Raw genomic sequence first — 20,017 nt, forward strand, 5'->3', positions numbered from 1 at the left:
ATTATTTGTTTTGATCGCCTAGAATTTTCCCTGCTAGCGCATAAAGTACGGCATATGTTACGAAGTGGGAGGAGTTATCATTTGGATCCTGCTGTGGGTAAACCTCTACATAATCCATCCCTCTAATACCAAGTTTTGCAAATTCATGAACGAGCTCTAATAGTTCATAAGAGGTAAGTCCATTCCCATCAACAGGGCCACCCGGGTTAAAGGCAAAGTCAAGAACATCACTGCAAATACTTAAATAAACCGCGTCTGTCTCGTTACTTGCAATGGCATATGCCTGTTTTGCTAATTCGGTTAATTGATTTCCTGCCTGACGAATTTCCCTCACAGAAATCGTTGTTGCACCGACTTCCTTTGCATATTTACCTGTCTCCGGTTGATTCCGAGGGCCGTGAATCCCCATATGAACAATACTTTCATTCCGTACACTTTCACTTTCGTAAATACGATGAAACGGTGTACTGCGTGCATATAAATCACCGTCATAATCTGGATAATTATCATAATGAGCATCAAGATGGATGATTCCAACCTTGCCATCCACTTCCTCACTAAGTGCCTTCACAATCGGATACGTAATCCCATGATCTCCACCAAATGCAACTGGAAATTTCTCCGTACTCCAAACCTTTTTCGCGAAGTCTTCAATTCGATTCATCGTTTCTACCGTATCTGCAGGGACGACATCAACATCACCTAAATCACCAAACTTATAGTGACTCAATACATCGATATGATTCAACTCAGGCAAGTACCCTGAATAGCGTGCTGAATTTATTCGTATCGCTTTTGGGCCAAGCTCACACCCGGTGTAATCTCCCCATGTAACCGCTCCTTCCCATGGTACACCGTAAACAAGAACATCTTTGTCTTTAAAACTAGTATCCTTTAAACTTACTTTTTCTCCCCCTAAATAACAAGGAGTATTTCCATAGATTTTTTCATTCCCCATTCTATCTCTCCTAACCTGTTTTACACCTGTGACTTTGTCGTATTGGTCTTAAACCATTACCATAACTCTTACCTAAATAACTGCAAATGAAACATGAAATTTAAGGAAAATGAAATTTCTTATCATATTAGGGTTATGTGGAAAATCGATAAATTATGAAGTTTATTTATCACTTTTGATTGGTTAGATATCACGTAGGGTTAATAAGTAGGGACGAAGTCGGTCATCTTTTCAAATCGTATACGCTGGCCACGAAGCGCCGTATAGTTTTTCATTCGTGACCAGAATTTACGGTTAAAAACTTTATATCGTTTTTGAAAAAGATTCCTCTTGATCTTAAAGGTTGGATTTTATCAATGCACCTCTTGAATCATCGCACACGCCTTTTCAGCAAATGCTTCACAACGGATTATATCGTCATCATCTGGCTCGAGCTCGACCTTTAGCCGCTCAGGGACAAGCTTTGCCCCAAGATGCTCCAGGTGATCTCCCATGAGTTCAATCGATTCACAAAACACATCATAAAAGGACTCTCCCGAACCAAAGACGCCCATTAATCGGTCCGTCAAATCGACTTCACTCAATTCATCATAGAAATCCTCTGCTTCATATGGAATCTGGCCGTCATCTGCGGAATGCGTTCCAATTAGAACCAAATCATAATCAAGTAACTCTTCAACCTCAATCAAATCAAATTCAAATGACTTGAATACGACTTGGTTGTTTTGTTTCTGTATATAATCAACGATTGCTTTAGCCATCATTTCTGTATTCCCAGTACAACTCGAACAAAGCACAAGAATTTTATTCATGGTACTACCTCCATCTAATTCCTCTCATTTTATCCTTATTATAAACGATAATGATAATCATTTTCAATTAAAGGAATAAAATACTCATCCAATGTTCATATTTACTACATTTACACATTTTTTTCAAATAAATAGAGATAATCAGCCCATCAAGACTGATTATCTCTATTTAAAATGGATAACTACTTTTTATTTCAATCGTTTACTCACCGAATCACGATAAACGATCTGATGCTGGATACTGATTCGTTTTACTGGTTCTGATTTGTTGACGGTTTTTTCAATCAGCGCCTTTGCCGATTGCGCACCAAGCTCATGAATCTGGATATCCACTGTGGTTAGTGCTGGGCGAATGATTTCAGATAAGTAAACATTATTAAAACTAACTAATGAAATATCCTGTGGGACACGGACTCCTGATTCTTCTAATAAACTAAGTACACCAACGCTCATCAAATCATCTGTTATGACAATTCCTGTTGGTGGTATGTCTAGCGATAATAAGGTTTCCACAGCTTCTCGCCCACCAGATTTGAGGAATTCCGTATGAATTTTATAACTGTCACTCACTTCTAAGCCAGCTTCTTGCAATGCCGCTTCATAACCTGCTTCACGATCAATCGTTACAAATAGTTCCTTTGATCCTCCAATAAATGCTACCTTCTCATGACCATTTTCAATTAAATGCCGTGTGATTTCTTTTCCGGCAACAAAGTTATCATTATCCACATGTGTGATTTCATTCATATTTTCATACGGCTTTCCAACAATGACAAAAGGAAATTTCATCTCACGCAGAAAGCTCGTTACCCGATCCTCCAATCGAGAATATAGTAAAATCACACCGTCCACATAGCTACCATGAACCAATCGTTGAACTTCTTCAAATATTTCCGCTTCTGTTTGTCCACTGGAAAGTGTAATCGAATATTGCATGCTATGTGTTATGGAACCTATCCCTCGTAAAATTTCTGGAAAGAACGGATTTTGCAACGCTTTATCAGCAGAGGATGGCATAATTACCGCAATCGCTTTTGTCGATTTCGCTACTAAATTCCGAGCATTAATATTCGGGTGGTATCCTAAATCCTTCATCGCTTTACGAACTTTCTTCTTTGTTTCTGCACTTATCCTCGGATTATCTGCAATTACTCTTGATACAGTAGAGGGTGCTACTCCAGTTGCTTTTGCTACATCTTTTATCGTTACCATTATCTCTCACCCTCTCTTCGTTGATTGAATTTATCTCATTATTAACCTTTTGTTGCACCTGATGTCAAGCCAGATATTAAATAACGTTGCAATAGTAAAAATACAAGGGCAATTGGAACTGCAATTAAAATGGAGCCAGCTGCAAATCGGGTAAAGTTTGTTGAAAATTGGTCATTAATAAAGTTGTACAACCCAAGTGCCAATGTGAAATTACTTGGACTTGTTAACACAATTCGCGGTAACAAAAAGTCCATAAATGGTGCCATAAAATTAAACAATGCGACAACTGCAAGTATCGGCTTTGCCAGCGGCAACATAATTGTCCAGAAATTTTTCAAGTGCCCTGCACCATCAATCTTTGCTGCTTCATCCAGCTCTTTCGGAATGGTGTCAAAATACCCTTTCACTAACCACGCATTAAATGGAATCTGTCCTCCTAAATAAATCAGCATTAATCCATAGAGTGAATCTGTTAAACCAATTGTATTTAATAGAATATAGAGAGCTACCATCCCCATTAATGCCGGGAACATCTGCAACAGCAAGAACATATATAATCCATACTTGCGACCAATAAATTTATAGCGTGAAAATGCATATGCAATTAACGATGTTATAATTACCGACCCGACAGAATTTACAACCGCTATATACAAACTATTTTTATACCAAAGTAAGTAGTTACTATTTGGGCTTGTAAATAACCATTTATAATGTTCCAATGTTGGATTACTTGGGAATAATTCTGTTACAAGCATATTCGACCCAGGATTCACACTCATCATAAGTGCCCAAAATAATGGATAGCCAATAATAATAAACATTACTAGAATAAATAGATAGATGAACGCTACCTCAATTTTTGATTTTTTCTTGCTAGACATAGCCATTAGTAACGTCCCTCCTCTTTAAAGGATGCTGTTTTTCTAAATTGGAAAAAGGCAAATACCGATATAATTAACCCCATGATAATCGTGATCGCAGCAGCCATATTATAATTGTTCGTTACAAATGTAAGCTTATAAACCCATGAAATTAAAATATCCGTTCCCCCAGCATTTTGACCTCGAACTGCTGGATCTCCTTCATTAAATAAGTAAATGATGTTGAAATTATTGAAGTTACCTGCGTATTGCATGATTAGAAGTGGGGCCGTCGCAAATAATAGATGTGGCCATGTGATATGTCGAAACTTTTGCATTCTCGTTCCCCCATCTACATCGGCGGCTTCATACATATCCTGTGGCACACTTTGTAAAACACCGGTAAACAAGGCAAATACAAACGGAAACCCAAGCCAAGTTTGAATCATAATTAACGCAACCTTTGCCCAAAATGGATCAGACAACCATGGAATCATGATTTCAAATTGACTTAATAGATCCCGATTAATCGCCCCGAATGTCGGATTGAACAATGCAGAGAAGATTAAAATGGATACAAATGCAGGAACTGCCCATGGTAAAATAAGTACTGTACGAATGGTTCGTTTAAATTTAACCCGTTTATCATTAACTAACAGCGCTAAAAATAATCCAAGAACAATTTGTAATGTTGTAGCAACAACGGTCCAAACAATTGTCCAAGTGAATACACTTAAAAATGTGTCCTTCCACATATTCACACTTGCTAATGCTGCAAAATTATCAAACCCTACCCAATTTAGTAGATTTCGAGGTGGAGAATTGTATTGATTATAATCCGTAAATGCCAATCCAACCATAAATAATAATGGTAAAACAACCACAAATAAAAGCATCAATAATCCTGGTAAAATCATAAAGTATGGAAATCCATTATTATAAAAGCTGGAAATCCCTTTTAATAAGGTTGGATTTGGATTTCCATTTTCACGAGAAATGGCATCTTTTCTTGCATCCATGATGTTATAAACATAGATTCCAATACCGAATAAAAGTACGATTAATGCTATCAATCCTTGGATTAATAACTGGATGGAGTGATGTTCCCGAGGAATAGTCCCTAATGTGAACAATCCCCAAATTCCAATATCAATATAGTCCCATGTTGTGACTAAAAACGAGATCGTTACAATTAATAATAGTATCCCTTTTAGAAAGCGGCGGTTATAGACTTGACCTAATCCTGGGATAACAATCGATAACAATGTAGCTATATTTCTACTTGTTTTTTTTGATTGATTATTTGCCATTTGTCTTCCCCCTCATGCAAAAGCGCAAATAAATATATGGGAAGTAAATCTCCCCATATATTTATTTCAATATTAGTTAGCTCCAGAAACTGCAATTTGATCCTGAATCGTTTGTACTGCTTCTTCTAACACTTCATCAACAGGCTCACCTTTAGAGATAAAGTTGAGTGCATTATTAATTGGATCCCATACTTGTTGCATTGCTGGCACACTTGGCATCGGTTCTCCATATGTTGTTTGCTCAGCAAATGCGGAGAAAATTGGATCGTCTGCAATGATCGGGTCTTCCATGGCGTCGTCACGAGCAGGAATTTCTCCAGCAACATCATAATACGTCATAGAGTTTTCAAAGTTTGTAATGTAAGCCATCAAATCCTCAGCCCACTCTTTGTTCTCAGAGTAGTAGGATAGCATATAAGATTTTACACCAACAAATGATTTCGGATTCTCCCCATTATCCAGTATTGGTAGTGGCGCTGCTGCTAAGTCCTCACCTAAAGCCTCTGTATAATCACGAACCATCCACGGTCCATTAATAACAGCGGATACTTTTCCTTCTTGGAATAGTCCATTCATAATATCAGGCGTTAAATCTTGTGGAATATAGCTATTATCAAACCAAGATTGCACTAAGTTACCGCCTTCAATTGATCCTTCATTAGCTAGTCCAATATCAGTGATATCATAATTCCCCTCATCGTTTGCAAATACATATGCACCATTCCCAGAGAAGAATGGATATACAAAATAGAAGTTTGCTGCTTCCATTAAGAAACCAAATTCATCATTACTTGCGTTTGTATCACGCTCAGCTATTGCCATCAAATCTTCCATCGTTTCAATTTCTTCATCAACCAATGATTTATTATAATACATTCCATACGTCTCAATTACTGCGGGATATCCCCAATATTCTCCATCATATTGAACAGCATCTAATGCAGTTTGCGTATACTCAGCTTCCTTATCTCCTAGATTTGTTGGATCAACTAACCCTCTTAATACGAGATCTCCAATTCTGTCATGTGGTTGGAAAATTATATCTGGTCCGTTCCCAGCAGGGCCTTCCACATCCAGTTTTTCTACTTGTTCGAGCATATCGACAGGAATCATATTAACTGCAATGCCTGTCTCTTCTGTGTATTTATCTGTTATTTCTTTTACAGCTTCCTCTTGTTTTTCCTCTGCATTTACCCACAGTGTAAGCGCTTCTGGTTTTTCCGGCATTTCACCTTCAGCAGTCGCATCCGTATTCGTACCACCATCAGTATTTGATGGTTCCGCATCATCTGGACCACAAGCTGCTAAAATCCCCAAAGCAAGTAAAAATATAACACAAAAGCTCAACCACTTTTTCATCTAATTATCCTCCCCAGATTATATTTTGCAACATTTTCCTATCAAATAAAGAAAACGTTTGCACAACTCTATGTTTTTATTATACATCGTTTCCTGATAATATCAATATCTAAAAATAAATAAATATTAATCTTGTTAGCGATTACAAAAAGATAAAGTAACTAGATTGTATATAGCTATACTTTGTTTTCACTTTAAATTTTATGTTAAATTGTGCAAACGTTTCTCATTTGGTTTAATCAAAAGAGGACAAATACGTAGAATTTGCCCTCTTCTGGTAGGAGCTACTTCATTAATCGATAAACCCTTGCCTCATAAGGCTTCATTACATTTCCTTCCAATACATCATAATTAGACAGCAACAATTCTTTTTCCATCAATTCCAATTTTGCTGGTAGTTCTATTTCTACCTCTTTCGGAAATAAGTTTGTCATAATAAGAACAACCTCATCATCTAAGGTTCTCGTGTAAGCATAAACATAATCATCATTTTCTAAAATAAGATCATAACTTCCATAGATAAAAACGTTATGTGCTTTTCTCAGCTTAATTAGTTTTTTATAATAATGATAGATGGAGTTCGGATTTTTTAATTCTTTTTCTACGTTTATTTCTGTATAGTTCGGATTCACTTTCATCCATGGATTTCCATCTGTAAATCCTGCATGCTTTGCATTCGTCCATTGCATTGGAGTCCTTGAATTATCACGACCAGTTTTCCAAATTACCTCCATAATCTTTTCAACTGGTGTTCCCTTACTTAGCTCTTCATGATAATAATTTCTCATCCCTACATCATCATAATCATTAATGGATGGAAACTGAACATTCGTCATCCCAATTTCCTGCCCTTGATAAATAAATGGCGTTCCCTGCATGAGAAAATACATTGTTGCTAAACTCTTGGCCGACTCGACACGATATGCCTCACTGTTTCCCCAAGTTGAAATCGAACGAGGCTGATCATGATTTTCTAAGAATAATGCATTCCAGCCAATATCTTCTAATCCTTTTTGCCATTTGGTTAACGTCTTCTTTAAAGCGTGTATATCCAAGCCTGTATTAGTATGTTTCCCCCATAAATCCAGATGTTCAAATTGGAAAATCATATCGAATTTCCCTTTTTCTTCTCCAACCCACTCTTCCGCTTCATCCATACTTACACCGTTGGCCTCACCAACAGTCATAATGTCATAGTTAGCGAATGTTTTCTCTTTTAATTCCTCTAAAAATGCTTGAATACCAGGTCGGTTCATATGACCTTTATAGGAAGGAACATATTTGTTTTTTTTCGGATTTGGCATATCTGGAAACCCGTCAACCTTCTTAATGTGAGAGATTGCATCAACTCGAAATCCATCAATTCCCTTATCAAGCCACCAGTTTACCATCGTGTACAGATCGTTTCGGACAATTGAGTTTTCCCAATTTAAGTCTGGCTGTTTTTTTGAGAACACATGTAAATAATATTCCTTTGTTGTTTCGTCGTATTCCCATGCTGATCCACCAAAGATAGATTCCCAGTTATTCGGCTCCTGACCATTCTTACCTGGATGCCAAATATAATAATCACGATACGGATTATCTTTCGAAGAACGTGCCTCAATAAACCAAGGATGCTCATCGGATGTATGGTTAATGACCAAATCCATAATCAGCTTCATTCCACGACGATGGGCAGCTTCGAGGAGTTCGTCAAAGTCTTCCATCGTGCCGAATTCATCCATGATTGCTTGATAATCACTAATATCATAGCCGTTATCATCATTTGGCGATTGGTAGATTGGACTTATCCAAATAACATCAATTCCGAGCTCCTGTAAGTAATCAAGCTTGGAAATAACCCCTTGGATATCCCCAATACCATCACCGTTTGAGTCCATAAAACTCCGCGGATATACTTGGTAAGCGATTGCTTCCTTCCACCATATTTTCTTCATATAACCCCTCCTTTTTCTGTTGCTATCTGGGTTGATTTTTTAACTTTACATAACGTGGAAAATGCAATCGTAGACCAAGCGCTAATAAGGTTGGTGACACGAATTACTAAAATGATAAACTTTTATTAGGCATAGCGATACCCCCACTATCTTTACAGCCTTAATTCTCATGAAAATACCCAGAATAAAACCTGAACCGTTTACCACAACCTCTAATAATTATTTTTATTTCTCAATGCCACCTCACGGATTCAAGCGCTTTCAATTTCATCGCTAAATAAATAATAGTTTTATCTTGTAAATATAGTGAAAACGTTTGCCCTAATTGATTATAATAGTAGCATGATAAATAAAAAAGAGCAATTGTTTTATAACTAAAAGTCAAATTTGCTTTTGCCTTTCATTATGCTCAACTAAACAAATTTATTTACTTAATAAGGGATTTTTATAATTATATTTATGAAAACTTATTTCCTTTCTTATATATCCATATTACAAAAACGTTTGCACAAACATGATTTATCTAATCGGCAATACATTTTAGGGACAAATCAAGAATAGGTGAAATATTGGAGGCTAGCACAAGCTTTGTGAACGTTAAAATGACTTACATTAAATAGCCCTAAACTTTAAACTTACAGTTAAAGTTTAGGGCTATAAGAAATGCTTGCTTTACTCTAAATAATACTGTAAAAACCGAGTATAAATAGAACGGGCTACCTTCGTATCATTCGTTCCGTGAACAATCGCACGTCCATCTCGGAAGAAAACGATCCGATATTCGTCAAAACCACAGGAAAGTAAGAAAGGATTGATTATCAGATTTGTGACATTTCCATTTAACCTTTCTGTAAAGACTTTTAATTCAAATACCTTAGTTTTAGGCGGTCTAATCTGAACTGCGTCTCTTCCGCATAACACATCGGACTTTGTTTGATTTTCAAATTTTAAGTAAGGATATGTTGGGTGCTCACCACATGTTGGACAATGGTTATTTTTTAAACGTTTCACATCTATTTCTGCCTTTTCATCTTTCCAAATATCAATCGACTTGAGTATTGGTGATACAGAAACTCCTGCAAGAATTTTTAAAGCATAGGTCACTTGTGTTGCGGTAACGATTTGAACAATCGGGCTGATTACTCCAACCGTTTCACAAGTCATACCATCTACTGGTAAATGATTTAGTAGACAATGTAAACAAGGTGTTTCATTTGGAATAATAGGAAAGGTGGAGCCATAACTTGCCACACAAGCCCCCATAATGAATGGGATGCCATGTTTGACAGCAGCATCATTCACAATTAATCGTGTTTCAAAATTATCCGTAGCATCGAGAATGACATCATGTCCCTTTATCATTTCTTCAATATTTAAACCGTGAACGTCCTCAATAAGGCTATCAATCGTAATCTCACTATTAATTTGCTGGAGTCTCTTCTTTGCCGCAAATGCTTTAGGAAGCTTATTCTTGACATCTTCTTCACCATATAATTGCTGTCGTTGTAAATTACTCCATTCGACATAATCCCTATCAACGATCGTCAGTTTACCGACACCTGCTCGTGCAAGCATTTCGGCACTACTAGATCCTAATGCACCTGCTCCAATAATAATGACACTTCCAGATTCTACTTTCTTTTGTGATTCCTTTCCTAAAAATAATTCTTGGCGTGAGTAACGCGTTTTCACGATCCTACCATCCCTGTTGTCGGGCTGCTTGCCACTGCATAGTCTTTTTCTTCCATTCGTCCTGCTTCATAGCCCAATCTACCAGCTTCCAACGCATACTTTACAGCTTGTGCCATTTTTATAGGATCCTTCGCACCAGAAACGGCAGTATTAAGAAGTACTCCATCTGCTCCAAGTTCCATAGCATATGCTACATCCTTTGGAGAACCAATTCCCGCATCAACAATCACCGGAACCTTCGACTGTTCAATAATAAACGATAAGTTTAAAGGATTAATAATTCCTTTTCCTGAACCAATTGGGCTTGCACCTGGCATAACCGCATGGACTCCTAAGTCTTCCAAACGTTTCGCCAAAACGACATCATCTGATGTATACGGAAGAACGATAAATCCTTCCTCAAGGAGCATTTCGGATGCTTTTAATGTTTCTACCGGATCTGGCAAAAGCGTTCTCTGATCACCGATCACCTCTACCTTAATCATGTCACATAAACCAGACGCTTTCGCTAATTTTGCTATTCGGACAGCCTCCTCAGCTGTTTTTGCTCCAGCTGTGTTCGGAAGTAATGTGTATTTATTTAAATCCAATTGTTCTAAAAAATTAGGTTGACTTTCTTCAAAAATATTCATTCTTCTAACAGCAAAAGTTAAAATTTCTGTTTCTGATTGTGTTACTGCTTCTTTTTGAATTTCAAATGATGGATATTTCCCTGTCCCTAGTAATAGTCGTGATTGAAAAGTACGATTAGCAATTGTTAACATAATCATCCGCCTCCTACAAAATGAATAATTTCTACTACATCACCATTGGAAAGTTTTTTAGTTTCATATTCTTCCTTCCTTACAATTTCCTTATTTACTTCTACAACAGCAATTCGGGATTGTAAATGGTAATGTGTCAACAGTTTTTCCACTGAATCTACTACTTCTGGAAGTTCCACCTGCTTTCCGTTTAGCTGAAAATTCAATCTTATCACCTCCTAAATCACCATGCTCTGGCGTCGATCCACACGAAATGCCTCCACCCATTCTCGATTCATTTTTTTCCCAAGTATAAAATCACAAATCATTTTACCAGTAGCTGGAGCAAGTAAAATTCCATTCCGGTAATGACCACAAGCAACTAATATTTTTTCTTTCTCCGGATGACTCCCGATAAATGGATTCCCATCAAACGTGCTTGGCCGTAATCCCGCCTTAACGTGATCTATTTTCCATTCGATTGCAGATGGAAGCATAGATTTTGCCTTTTCAATTAAAACCTTTATTCCATCGAGACTTACGGAATCACCCCAATCGTTTTCAATCATTGTTGCACCGATAACAAGCTTTCCATTGGTTCTTGGGACGATATAACAGCTTTCGTGAAATAATGTGTGCTTTAAAGCATGCTTTTCATTGTGAACAATTAAACTCTCACCTTTAACAGGTACAAGCTCTTCATCTAATCCAATTTGCTTAAATAGTCCGTTACCATATACACCTGTGGCAAAAACAACATAACTTGCCTCTACATCGCCTTTCGTTGTTCTAACGAGATAGTTATCCCCCTTTTCCTCCACCTTATAAACATCATTATTTTCAAAAATAGATGCACCAAGTATACGTGCACTATTAGCAAAACTTTCACAAGTTTGAACTGGCATCACACTCATATCATCCATTATATAAGCTGCCCCTAATACATTTGGAGAAATCATTGGCTCCATTTTCTTTACTTCCTCTTTATCCAGCCATTTTACAGTTGGCTGCTTCAGAAGCGAAGTAAGACGATACTTATCTGCATCTGAAAACACAAGTTTTAATATCCCACCTTCTCTATATCCAATATCAATGCCACTTAAAGTATATAGCTCATCTTTCAACTCGTTATATGCTTGTTGACTAGATCTAGCAAATGAAAATATCGTATCTTCCCCATTGCTTTCTGAGTGAGCTCCAAGCATACCAGCAGCGGCACTTGTTGTTTTCGTACCAATTCTATCTCTTTCAAACAACCCAACATCGACCTTTTCTTTAGCTAAGTAGTAGGCAATCGAACAACCAATAATACCACCGCCAATTACGACTACTTCATAATGCTGTTTCACTTTGAAATCGCCTCCCTATACTTTTTTGTCACCGCGATTGGTGCATCCGTATAGAAAATACCGGACATTATTGCAACTCCATCTGCTTTTGCCTGTTTCATTAAAGGCACCTTGTCTAACGTAATACCACCAATGCCATAAACAGGGATCCTAAGTTCTTTTTTCATTTGTGAGATCGGAACAATTCCATTGGGCGTTATTCCTCGTTTACTATTCGTTTCAAAACAATGGCCATAGATCACATAATCCGCTCCAGCTTCTTCAGCATCTTTTGCTTTTTCAAATGAATGAACACTACAACCAACCCTTAAATGTGGATATTGTTGCTTTACTATTTTTACTGGTAAACCATACTCTGGTAAGTGTAAATTAGGAATGTCTTGAAGCAGGACAATATCTAACCGATCATTTACGATAACTTTTTCCTTACTTACACCAATAGTCGAGTAATAACATCAGTTCGCGAGCTGACTTTGATTTTTCACGAATTTGCACAAAATCAACTTCATTGATGATGGCAGTTATTGTTTCGACGAGCTTTTCTACTGGCATACTGTCCGTCGTTACAGCAATTAGCTTCATTCAATTCCTCCCCTATTATCGATTAAAAAATCAAGAATATTAGCAACTTTTATTGGGTAGAATACTAGAAAACCCATCCAAAATAACACTTCTCAAGCCACAAAAAAACCACTCCTCTACATAGAAAAGTGGTTTTGTATTTGTTTTAATATACCATAAAATACAAGTAGCTCTTACCACATTCCTACGCAGGTGCTAACCTGTTCAGGTTTTGAGGGTTTCAAAGTAAGCTACTTTTTTCTCAGCCCTTATCAAGGGTTCCCCTAGTGAATAATAATCATTATTTTACTTTATAGCTACTCTACCATAAATAGAAATATTTGCAAAGGGGGAATCTTATAAAAAATAAGTTTTTAATGTTTATAACATCGCTCCACATTAAAATAGACTGTAAGATACCATCACACTAAACTGTTTTTGGGTGAAAAGAATCTACCAAAACAATAAAGCAGCTAAGAATATATTAGAAATTATTCTTATTGAAACTTTGTTCATTTTAAACCTTAACTATACAACACTAACATTTCATTACTGCACCTTTTATTATGAAACAACCTCTCTTTGTCAATAGTGCTCAAACAATAATAATAGTTATTACTTTTTTCATTTACCAACCAAAGAAGTACCATTTTCATGTATACTAAGAACTAGAAAAAATAGAAAGAGGTCTTTCAAATGATCAAAGTAAAAATGAATGTCCAAACTGCGTACCATGGAGAATTACTACGTGCTGGTAAGGTGTATGAAATTGACGAAACAACAGCAAAACGTTGGATTGCTAGTAAATTAGCAGAAGAAGTAAAAAACGATTAAGGGAACATGGAACTTTTTGTCTACCCTTATCTTTAACAGTCGGATATACTATTTAGAGAAGGAGGTGAGAACGTGAGTCAAGAACAATTAGATCGTATGGAGAACATGTTAACAACTTTAATTAAGACTGTTGGAACAGTCTTAGAAGAACAAACTTCTATGAAAAACGACATCACTTCGATTAAAGAAGAACAAGTTTCTATGAAAGAAGAACAGATTTCTATGAAGAATGATATCAGATCGATGAAAGAAGAAAATAATGCTAGACATAATGAGGTTATGGAAGCACTAAGCATAGTTAGAGCCGACAATGATCTTCTCTGGGAAAAGACTAATAAGCATGAACGAGATATCGGTATCCTAAGAAAGCTATATGAGAATTAATCTTCTGAGAAACGTATTTTAAATATTGTATAATACCTCGCACGTAACTACACAATTTTTTCATAAAACGGCCCCCCGCTAGAACACATCCATAGAATTACATCTGTGAACAGCAGGGATAACTAATTCCTATTTCATGAATTTATCGTTCTAATTATCTTAATCTAGATTTTTGCCATTTCTAACTACTTCTCTTTCCAAAAAATAAGACTACCTTCATTGATTTGCCTCCCAACATCTAATTTTCACTCTTGAGGCTTTACAGTACAATAAAGGTAGTCTTATTCAATCTATCTATTTGCGAAGAATTCTTCCGCCTTCTCCAGAAATACTTCTTGAGCAGGTGTCAGATCGTATTCTTCCTCAATTGCTGAAACAGGACAAACTGCTTTACATGCACCACAATCGATGCAAATATCAGGATCAATATAGAATTGATCTGGTCCTTCTTCTATACAATCAACCGGGCAAACACTCACACATTCGGCAGCCTTTTCCGGTCCACATGGATCTAGTATTACGAAAGCCATTTATGGATACCTCCTTACACGCTTCTCTCTCTTAAATGATAATGCTTAAACGATATGAAGTAAACCATTTGACTCGAAATTTCGACAAATTATACGTAAACACTTACTCCTGGACCAAATGGAATTCCAAAGAAGAAGAAAATTAACAAAAGAATCGTAAAGGTAATCAGGAAGAAAATACTGTATGGCAGCATTAATGCGATCAATGTACCAATTCCTGCTTTCTTATCATATTCTTTCATAAATCCTAGAACGATAATTAGATAAGGATTCATCGGTGTAATTACATTCGTTGACGAATCTGCAATCCGATAAGCTGCTTGAACAAAAGCTGGACTATATCCTAAAAAGTAGAACATTGGTATGAAGATAGGTGCCTCTAGCGCCCACTGGGCTGACCCACTAAATATAAACAAGTTTAATAATGTTGTTAAGAGAACAAAACCTAAAATAACAGTAATTCCAGTTAAACCAAGTGACTCTAACATGTTCGCTCCACTAATGGCAATCCAAGCTCCCATATTTGTCCATTCAAAATAGGAAATAAATTGAGCCGCTGCAAATACGAGTACGATAAACCCAGACATATCTTTCATGGCATTTCCCATATAAGATGCGATATCCTTCGAGCTTTTAATCTTCTTAACGGTAACACCATAAATCGTCCCAACAAGGATAAACAGGAATAAAATTAACGGTACAATTCCAGATAAAAATGGAGAAGGGATAATCCCACCATCTTCATTCGTAAGTGGAGAATTCGGAATTAGAATTACAGTAACAATAAGTGCAAAATAAGCAAGACCAGCAATGACAGCATTTCGTAGTCCCTTCATTTCTAAAGAAGTCGTACCTTTCACTTCCTTAGCTGCTCCACCTTCGTATTTTCCTAAGCGTGGTTCTACTATCTTTTCCGTCACAAATCCGCCGACAAAGGTAAGAATAAATACACAGGCAACCATAAAATACCAATTATCCACTGGTGTTACGTACAAATCCGGATTTACGGTACGAATTGCTTCGGTCGAAATCCCCGATAGCAATGCATCGGTCCCGGTAACCATTAAATTAGCAGTAAAGCCTGAGCCAACACCTGCAAATCCAGCTGCAAGTCCTGCAAGCGGGTGTCGTCCAATATTATAAAAGACCATTGCTGCCAGCGGTGGTATGATAACAAACGCAGCATCCGATGCGATATTCCCTAAAATACCTGTAAATACAACCGCATAGGTAACCAATGATTTAGGTGCTTTTAAAATTGTACTTTTAATCCCAGTTTCTAGAAGCCCTACTTTATCAGCAAGACCGATTCCTAACATCATCGCTAATACAATCCCTAGAGGTGTAAAGCCTACGAAGTTGTCTAGCATCGATGTCAAAATATATTGTAGCCCTTCCGCTGAAATTAAGCTTTTAATTGCAAGAACCTCATCTTCACCAGGAAGTGTAAAGGTAACATTAAAAAGAGAAATTACCCATGATAATACAATAACAACTCCTGCAAGAATTACGAACAACATGAATGGGTCGGGTAGTTTATTTCCCACTCGTTCGATTCCGTTTAAAACACTTTGCATTCCTAGTTTTCTTTGCTTTCCTGCCATAAAATCTATCCCTTCTGTTCCATTTATTCTATTCTTTAAAACGAAACACCTTTCTTGGTCTTCCGCGCACACCGGATTGGAGCTCTCCACATTGCACTGTGATGCCAGCCTTCTCCAATAGATTAGCAATCCTTCTGCCGTTTCTCTCCGTACTTTTTAGCCATCTAGATACATCACTAGAGGTAAATTCATAACGGTTGTATTGTCTCGTGTAAGATCTTAATTTCGAAACCACACCAGGGCTAACACCACTATGCTGGATTTTCGCTTTCCATTCCGCACCCATCTCTATTGTTTTATAAGCTATCGTTTCATTATTTGAATTCTTTTTCGTCATATTTTGATCTTCATCGACAATTATAATCGATGTTGTTTCTTCTTTTTCAAGGTTATGAAACCCTTTTCTAACATGCTGTTCTGCCTGTGATACTGTTTCACCAAAGCCTATCGAGATAGTCAACTGGATATTTTCTTGAATTTTAACATCTTCAATCAGTTCAAAAATAGCTGCTTCGAATCGATGATCAATTTCACCTCGGGTTGTAAAAATAAAAAATAACCCATCTCCTAGCTGCATTAATGAACCATTTACTTTTTCTGTTAAATGTAGTAATGACTGTCGTAATTCAAGTTCCTTATGTTTCATTTTAAACGAATAATACAATGCTTCTTCACTCGTATTAAATTCTACTTTACATCCAATTACAGCCATCTGAGCATTTTTATATCGAGTGGATAGTGCCCGTTCAATTAAGAGCCTAAATGATTGTTCGATGGATAAGTAGGATGGAGTAACCCGATAGACAGGAATGCCCTTCTCTTTTAAGGCGATATAAGTAGCTCGAAGAAAAGTGATAGCAAGCTCCATCTCTCCTTGTTCATAAAGATTTTGATGAAAAGCTATCTGTTTTTCATTATGTTCATATCCTTGGAAAGGCATATTATTATAAGTTATAGCATCTAGCTTATAATAGGCTAATATTTTCTCAATTTCTTCACGCTTAATCGTATCTATGCTTATCTTTTTATAGACCGTATTTCCTTCCAATTGCGCCTCTAGCAAAGTCCCAAAAAATGTAGAACCATTCATATTTGGATAAATTGCTTTATCAATAGGTAGGAGCGCATGATCCATTGCATAGGAAAAGTTCATAATTCCTGAAAAAAACCATTGATCAAATTGATCTTTATTCCTTTCTAAAATCCGGTCTATTTCTTCGAGCGATTCATACGTAAATGGAACAATAGATGTATCGCTGAATTCCTTTGCGACAGACATAATTTGTTGCACGGAATCAGTTGGACCGATTACACCAATCCTAACTTTCATGTGCGTTACCTGCTTCCTGCTCTATATATTTCATGATGACATTTGTTCCTTTTTCAAGGCTTTCTAGCGATGCAAATTCAGTAGGGTGATGACTAACCCCATCCTTACTTGGAATAAATATTAACCCAGCTGGCCAGTTCACCGCCATATTCATCACATCGTGACCTGCACCACTATTCATTGACAACGTTTCATAACCTAAAGCTTCACTTACTTGCTTTAACCTAGCATGCATCTTGCCGTCCAGCATAATAGAATCATGATCCACAAGCGTCTTTATCTCTATTGTCACTTGATTTTTCGCTTCAAGCTCCGAAACAAAAGAACGAATACGTTCGACAAAATTACGCTTTAATTTATCATCAACACTACGTATGTCAATTCCCAATTCAACTTCTCCAGGTATAACATTCATTGCGTTTGGATGTAAACGGATGGTGCTTACAGTAGCTACGAGCGGGAATTCACTGCTCTCATTTACTTTTAGCGCTTCCTCTTGGACATAATTTATGAGTGGAGCAATTGCTACCAGTGCATCCTTCCTTCGATTCATAAGCGTAGTCCCTGTATGGTTTGCCATTCCTTTTGTATTAATTGTGAGTCTCACAGGACAAGCGATTCCTTTCACAATGCCAATTTCAGCACCTGTTTCTTGCAATTCCATCCCCTGCTCAATATGAAGTTCAATAAAGCTTTCCAGTGAATCGATTGGGAGTGCAGCCTCTTCTATCGATTCCCAATCAAGTCCATAGTCTGTCATTGCTTGTTTTATCGTAATTCCGTTACGATCTTTAATTGTTTCAATTTCCCGTCGATTTAGTTGAGCCGTAATGGCTTTACTGCCAATCGTCGAAACGCCAAATCGTGCGGATTCCTCAGAAACAAAGCAAATGACAGCGATATTTTTTTCCGGCTGAAACTTCATATCCTGTAATCCTTTTATAGCAGCCAATGCTGTTAGGACACCTGCTGCCCCATCATAACCACCACCACAATTTACTGTGTCTAAATGAGATCCCATTGCAATAGTGGGTGCAGTTTGATCCACTTCCCAAATAGCCCAGTAGTTTCCAGCTGCATCTTGCCGTGTTTTCAGACCTATTTCAGCTGCGATATTTTCAAATTGGAGATGCGCTGCTTTTTCTTCTTTTGTAAAACTAAGCCTTGTAAAGCCGTCTGGACGAACCATTGTGTCAGTCACATTAAGAGCTAGTATTTTTCTTCAAGCCAACGATTCAAATTACTCATTCTGTGAACCTCCTTCAATGATTTTTATAAATGTATCCAAAGCAACAGCTAGAACGTTTTCTTGGAAATCGAAAGAAGGATGATGATGGGGGTATTTCAATTCGGTTCCAAATAACATATAAGTTGCTTTACCACCATGCTGTTGTACACGATTCATCATAAAACTTGCATCCTCTGAGCCAGATACCTTTGCTATAGGAAGAACTTCTTTTACATAGTCACTCGATTGGCAAGCTTTTGTTATTTTCGGTATTAGTGTTTCACTACACACCATTTCTTCCGTAATCCCAACAGGAGTAATTTCATAGGACACATCATACATGTCCGCTGATGCTTTTATGATTCGGGTTGCTTCCGCTAGCATATAATCATTAACCTGCCTAGTTTCTCCTCTCGTCTCGATTTCAAGATAAGCGTCACTAGGAATAATATTTCTACCGCTGCCAGCAACCATTTTCCCGACATTAATCCGAGTAATACCGTCACTATGCCTTGGAATCGCATAAAGATTTGTCGCTGTTACAGCCGCAGCAAGTAAGGCATTCCTCCCTAATTCCGGATGCATTCCTGCATGTGAAGACACACCTGTAAATGTGACATTGAGCTTCGATGATGCGAGGAACCCTTCTGTCGTTGCAGCGACTGTCCCAATAGGCAAGGATTGAATACCAATATGCCCACTATAAAAATAATCGACATCATCTAACCATCCTTTCTCGGTCATCGCTTTAGCACCTCGTCCACCTTCTTCGGCGGGTTGAAACAATAAAGTGAACTTTCCCTTTAAGCTCGATTGATGCGTTGCAATAAACGTCGCAACTCCTAAACCAATTGTCATATGCCCATCATGACCACAAGCATGCATCGTTTGTTCGGTTGTAGAAAGAAAGCCTTCTTTTGCGGGGATATGATTCGTATCTTTTGTTTCCGTAATCGGTAATGCATCGATATCGAACCTGAATGCTACATGATCTCCAGGTCTTCCAGTATCCCACGTTGCTACAAGCCCTGTAAGTCCTCCGCTCATTTTTGCAAGCCAAGACGCTTCCACACCTTCTGCTTTTGCTAACAATTCGTGTTCATTCAAATCTGCTTCATTTGGAATTCCAAGTCTTGCATCATGGTCTAGGGCCTCTTCTCCAAGATGGATGGTAAATCCAAGCTTCTCCAGCTCTTTTCCGAGTCGGTAAGTTGTTATATACTCCATAAAGCCAAGTTCAGGATACTGATGAAACAGCCGACGCCAAGTAATCAGCTCAGCTTCAATACTTTTTATGAAATCAGACAT

At 37.4% G+C, this 20,017-nt stretch carries 20 protein-coding genes and 1 riboswitch; of the genes, 2 read left to right on the top strand and 18 right to left on the bottom strand.

Features of this window, described 5'->3' with window-relative positions:
* Position 1 precedes the first annotated feature (1 nt).
* The 13 genes from F1560_RS04225 to F1560_RS22390 all read right to left on the bottom strand — a co-directional run bounded on the left by F1560_RS04225 (position 2) and on the right by F1560_RS22390 (position 12,820).
* Positions 2 to 958 carry an agmatinase family protein gene (locus F1560_RS04225; protein ID WP_149473397.1) on the bottom strand — a complete coding sequence of 319 codons (957 nt, stop codon included), beginning with the start codon at positions 956 to 958 and terminating at the stop codon, positions 2 to 4.
* A gap of 353 nt (positions 959 to 1,311) precedes the next feature.
* The gene (locus F1560_RS04230) at positions 1,312 to 1,770 is read right to left on the bottom strand and encodes a flavodoxin domain-containing protein (RefSeq protein WP_149473398.1); all 459 of its coding nucleotides are present in this window, start codon (positions 1,768 to 1,770) and stop codon (positions 1,312 to 1,314) included.
* 189 nt (positions 1,771 to 1,959) lie between these two features.
* A complete protein-coding gene (locus F1560_RS04235) occupies positions 1,960 to 2,982 on the bottom strand; it encodes a LacI family DNA-binding transcriptional regulator (protein ID WP_149473399.1) in 1,023 nt (340 codons plus the stop codon).
* Positions 2,983 to 3,023: 41 nt separating this feature from the next.
* Entirely contained in the window at positions 3,024 to 3,866 is an 843-nt protein-coding gene (locus tag F1560_RS04240; RefSeq protein ID WP_149473432.1) for a sugar ABC transporter permease, read from the bottom strand.
* Between the two features lie 5 nt (positions 3,867 to 3,871).
* Positions 3,872 to 5,155 carry a sugar ABC transporter permease gene (locus F1560_RS04245; RefSeq protein WP_149473400.1) on the bottom strand — a complete coding sequence of 428 codons (1,284 nt, stop codon included), beginning with the start codon at positions 5,153 to 5,155 and terminating at the stop codon, positions 3,872 to 3,874.
* Positions 5,156 to 5,227: 72 nt separating this feature from the next.
* Entirely contained in the window at positions 5,228 to 6,514 is a 1,287-nt protein-coding gene (locus F1560_RS04250) for a sugar ABC transporter substrate-binding protein (RefSeq protein ID WP_149473401.1), read from the bottom strand.
* A 284-nt stretch (positions 6,515 to 6,798) separates the two neighbouring features.
* Positions 6,799 to 8,454 (bottom strand): glycoside hydrolase family 13 protein, encoded by a 1,656-nt coding sequence (locus F1560_RS04255; RefSeq protein WP_149473402.1) that lies wholly within the window; start codon positions 8,452 to 8,454, stop codon positions 6,799 to 6,801.
* Between the two features lie 672 nt (positions 8,455 to 9,126).
* Positions 9,127 to 10,146, bottom strand: coding sequence for a ThiF family adenylyltransferase (locus tag F1560_RS04260; RefSeq protein ID WP_149473403.1), 1,020 nt, complete (start codon positions 10,144 to 10,146; stop codon positions 9,127 to 9,129).
* Positions 10,143 to 10,916: a thiazole synthase gene (locus F1560_RS04265; RefSeq protein ID WP_149473404.1), complete on the bottom strand. Its 774-nt coding sequence runs from the start codon at positions 10,914 to 10,916 to the stop codon at positions 10,143 to 10,145. Before F1560_RS04265 ends, F1560_RS04260 begins: the two co-directional genes overlap by 4 nt.
* Complete coding sequence (gene thiS / locus F1560_RS04270; RefSeq protein WP_149473405.1) at positions 10,913 to 11,116, bottom strand: sulfur carrier protein ThiS; 204 nt, start codon at positions 11,114 to 11,116, stop codon at positions 10,913 to 10,915. The genes F1560_RS04265 and thiS overlap by 4 nt, the downstream gene beginning before the upstream one ends.
* A 12-nt stretch (positions 11,117 to 11,128) precedes the next feature.
* Complete coding sequence (thiO, locus tag F1560_RS04275) at positions 11,129 to 12,238, bottom strand: glycine oxidase ThiO (RefSeq protein ID WP_149473406.1); 1,110 nt, start codon at positions 12,236 to 12,238, stop codon at positions 11,129 to 11,131.
* A complete protein-coding gene (locus F1560_RS04280) occupies positions 12,235 to 12,678 on the bottom strand; it encodes a thiamine phosphate synthase (RefSeq protein WP_342780239.1) in 444 nt (147 codons plus the stop codon). The genes thiO and F1560_RS04280 overlap by 4 nt, the downstream gene beginning before the upstream one ends.
* Positions 12,665 to 12,820 (bottom strand): beta/alpha barrel domain-containing protein, encoded by a 156-nt coding sequence (locus tag F1560_RS22390; protein ID WP_245347799.1) that lies wholly within the window; start codon positions 12,818 to 12,820, stop codon positions 12,665 to 12,667. The genes F1560_RS04280 and F1560_RS22390 overlap by 14 nt, the downstream gene beginning before the upstream one ends.
* Before the next feature lie 164 nt (positions 12,821 to 12,984).
* Positions 12,985 to 13,095, bottom strand: a riboswitch (TPP riboswitch).
* Between the two features lie 400 nt (positions 13,096 to 13,495).
* On the opposite strand from F1560_RS22390, the gene F1560_RS22030 reads away from it, so the two are divergent.
* A complete protein-coding gene (locus F1560_RS22030; protein WP_187773622.1) occupies positions 13,496 to 13,633 on the top strand; it encodes a hypothetical protein in 138 nt (45 codons plus the stop codon).
* A gap of 72 nt (positions 13,634 to 13,705) precedes the next feature.
* Complete coding sequence (locus F1560_RS04285; protein ID WP_149473407.1) at positions 13,706 to 14,017, top strand: hypothetical protein; 312 nt, start codon at positions 13,706 to 13,708, stop codon at positions 14,015 to 14,017.
* Positions 14,018 to 14,307: 290 nt separating this feature from the next.
* Here the strand turns inward: F1560_RS04285 and F1560_RS04290 are convergent, their stop codons facing one another.
* The 5 genes from F1560_RS04290 to F1560_RS04310 form a co-directional block, all read right to left on the bottom strand.
* A complete protein-coding gene (locus F1560_RS04290) occupies positions 14,308 to 14,547 on the bottom strand; it encodes a ferredoxin family protein (RefSeq protein ID WP_149473408.1) in 240 nt (79 codons plus the stop codon).
* A gap of 89 nt (positions 14,548 to 14,636) precedes the next feature.
* The gene (locus F1560_RS04295; RefSeq protein ID WP_149473409.1) at positions 14,637 to 16,151 is read right to left on the bottom strand and encodes an AbgT family transporter; all 1,515 of its coding nucleotides are present in this window, start codon (positions 16,149 to 16,151) and stop codon (positions 14,637 to 14,639) included.
* A gap of 28 nt (positions 16,152 to 16,179) precedes the next feature.
* Positions 16,180 to 17,481 carry a hypothetical protein gene (locus tag F1560_RS04300; protein ID WP_149473410.1) on the bottom strand — a complete coding sequence of 434 codons (1,302 nt, stop codon included), beginning with the start codon at positions 17,479 to 17,481 and terminating at the stop codon, positions 16,180 to 16,182.
* Entirely contained in the window at positions 17,471 to 18,670 is a 1,200-nt protein-coding gene (locus F1560_RS04305) for a M20 family metallo-hydrolase (protein WP_149473411.1), read from the bottom strand. The genes F1560_RS04300 and F1560_RS04305 overlap by 11 nt, the downstream gene beginning before the upstream one ends.
* Positions 18,671 to 18,721: 51 nt before the next feature.
* Entirely contained in the window at positions 18,722 to 20,017 is a 1,296-nt protein-coding gene (locus F1560_RS04310; protein WP_149473412.1) for an amidohydrolase, read from the bottom strand.

Origin of the sequence: Oceanobacillus polygoni (genome assembly GCF_008304605.1) — a bacterium.
Classification (GTDB): Bacteria; Bacillota; Bacilli; order Bacillales; family Amphibacillaceae; genus Oceanobacillus; species Oceanobacillus polygoni.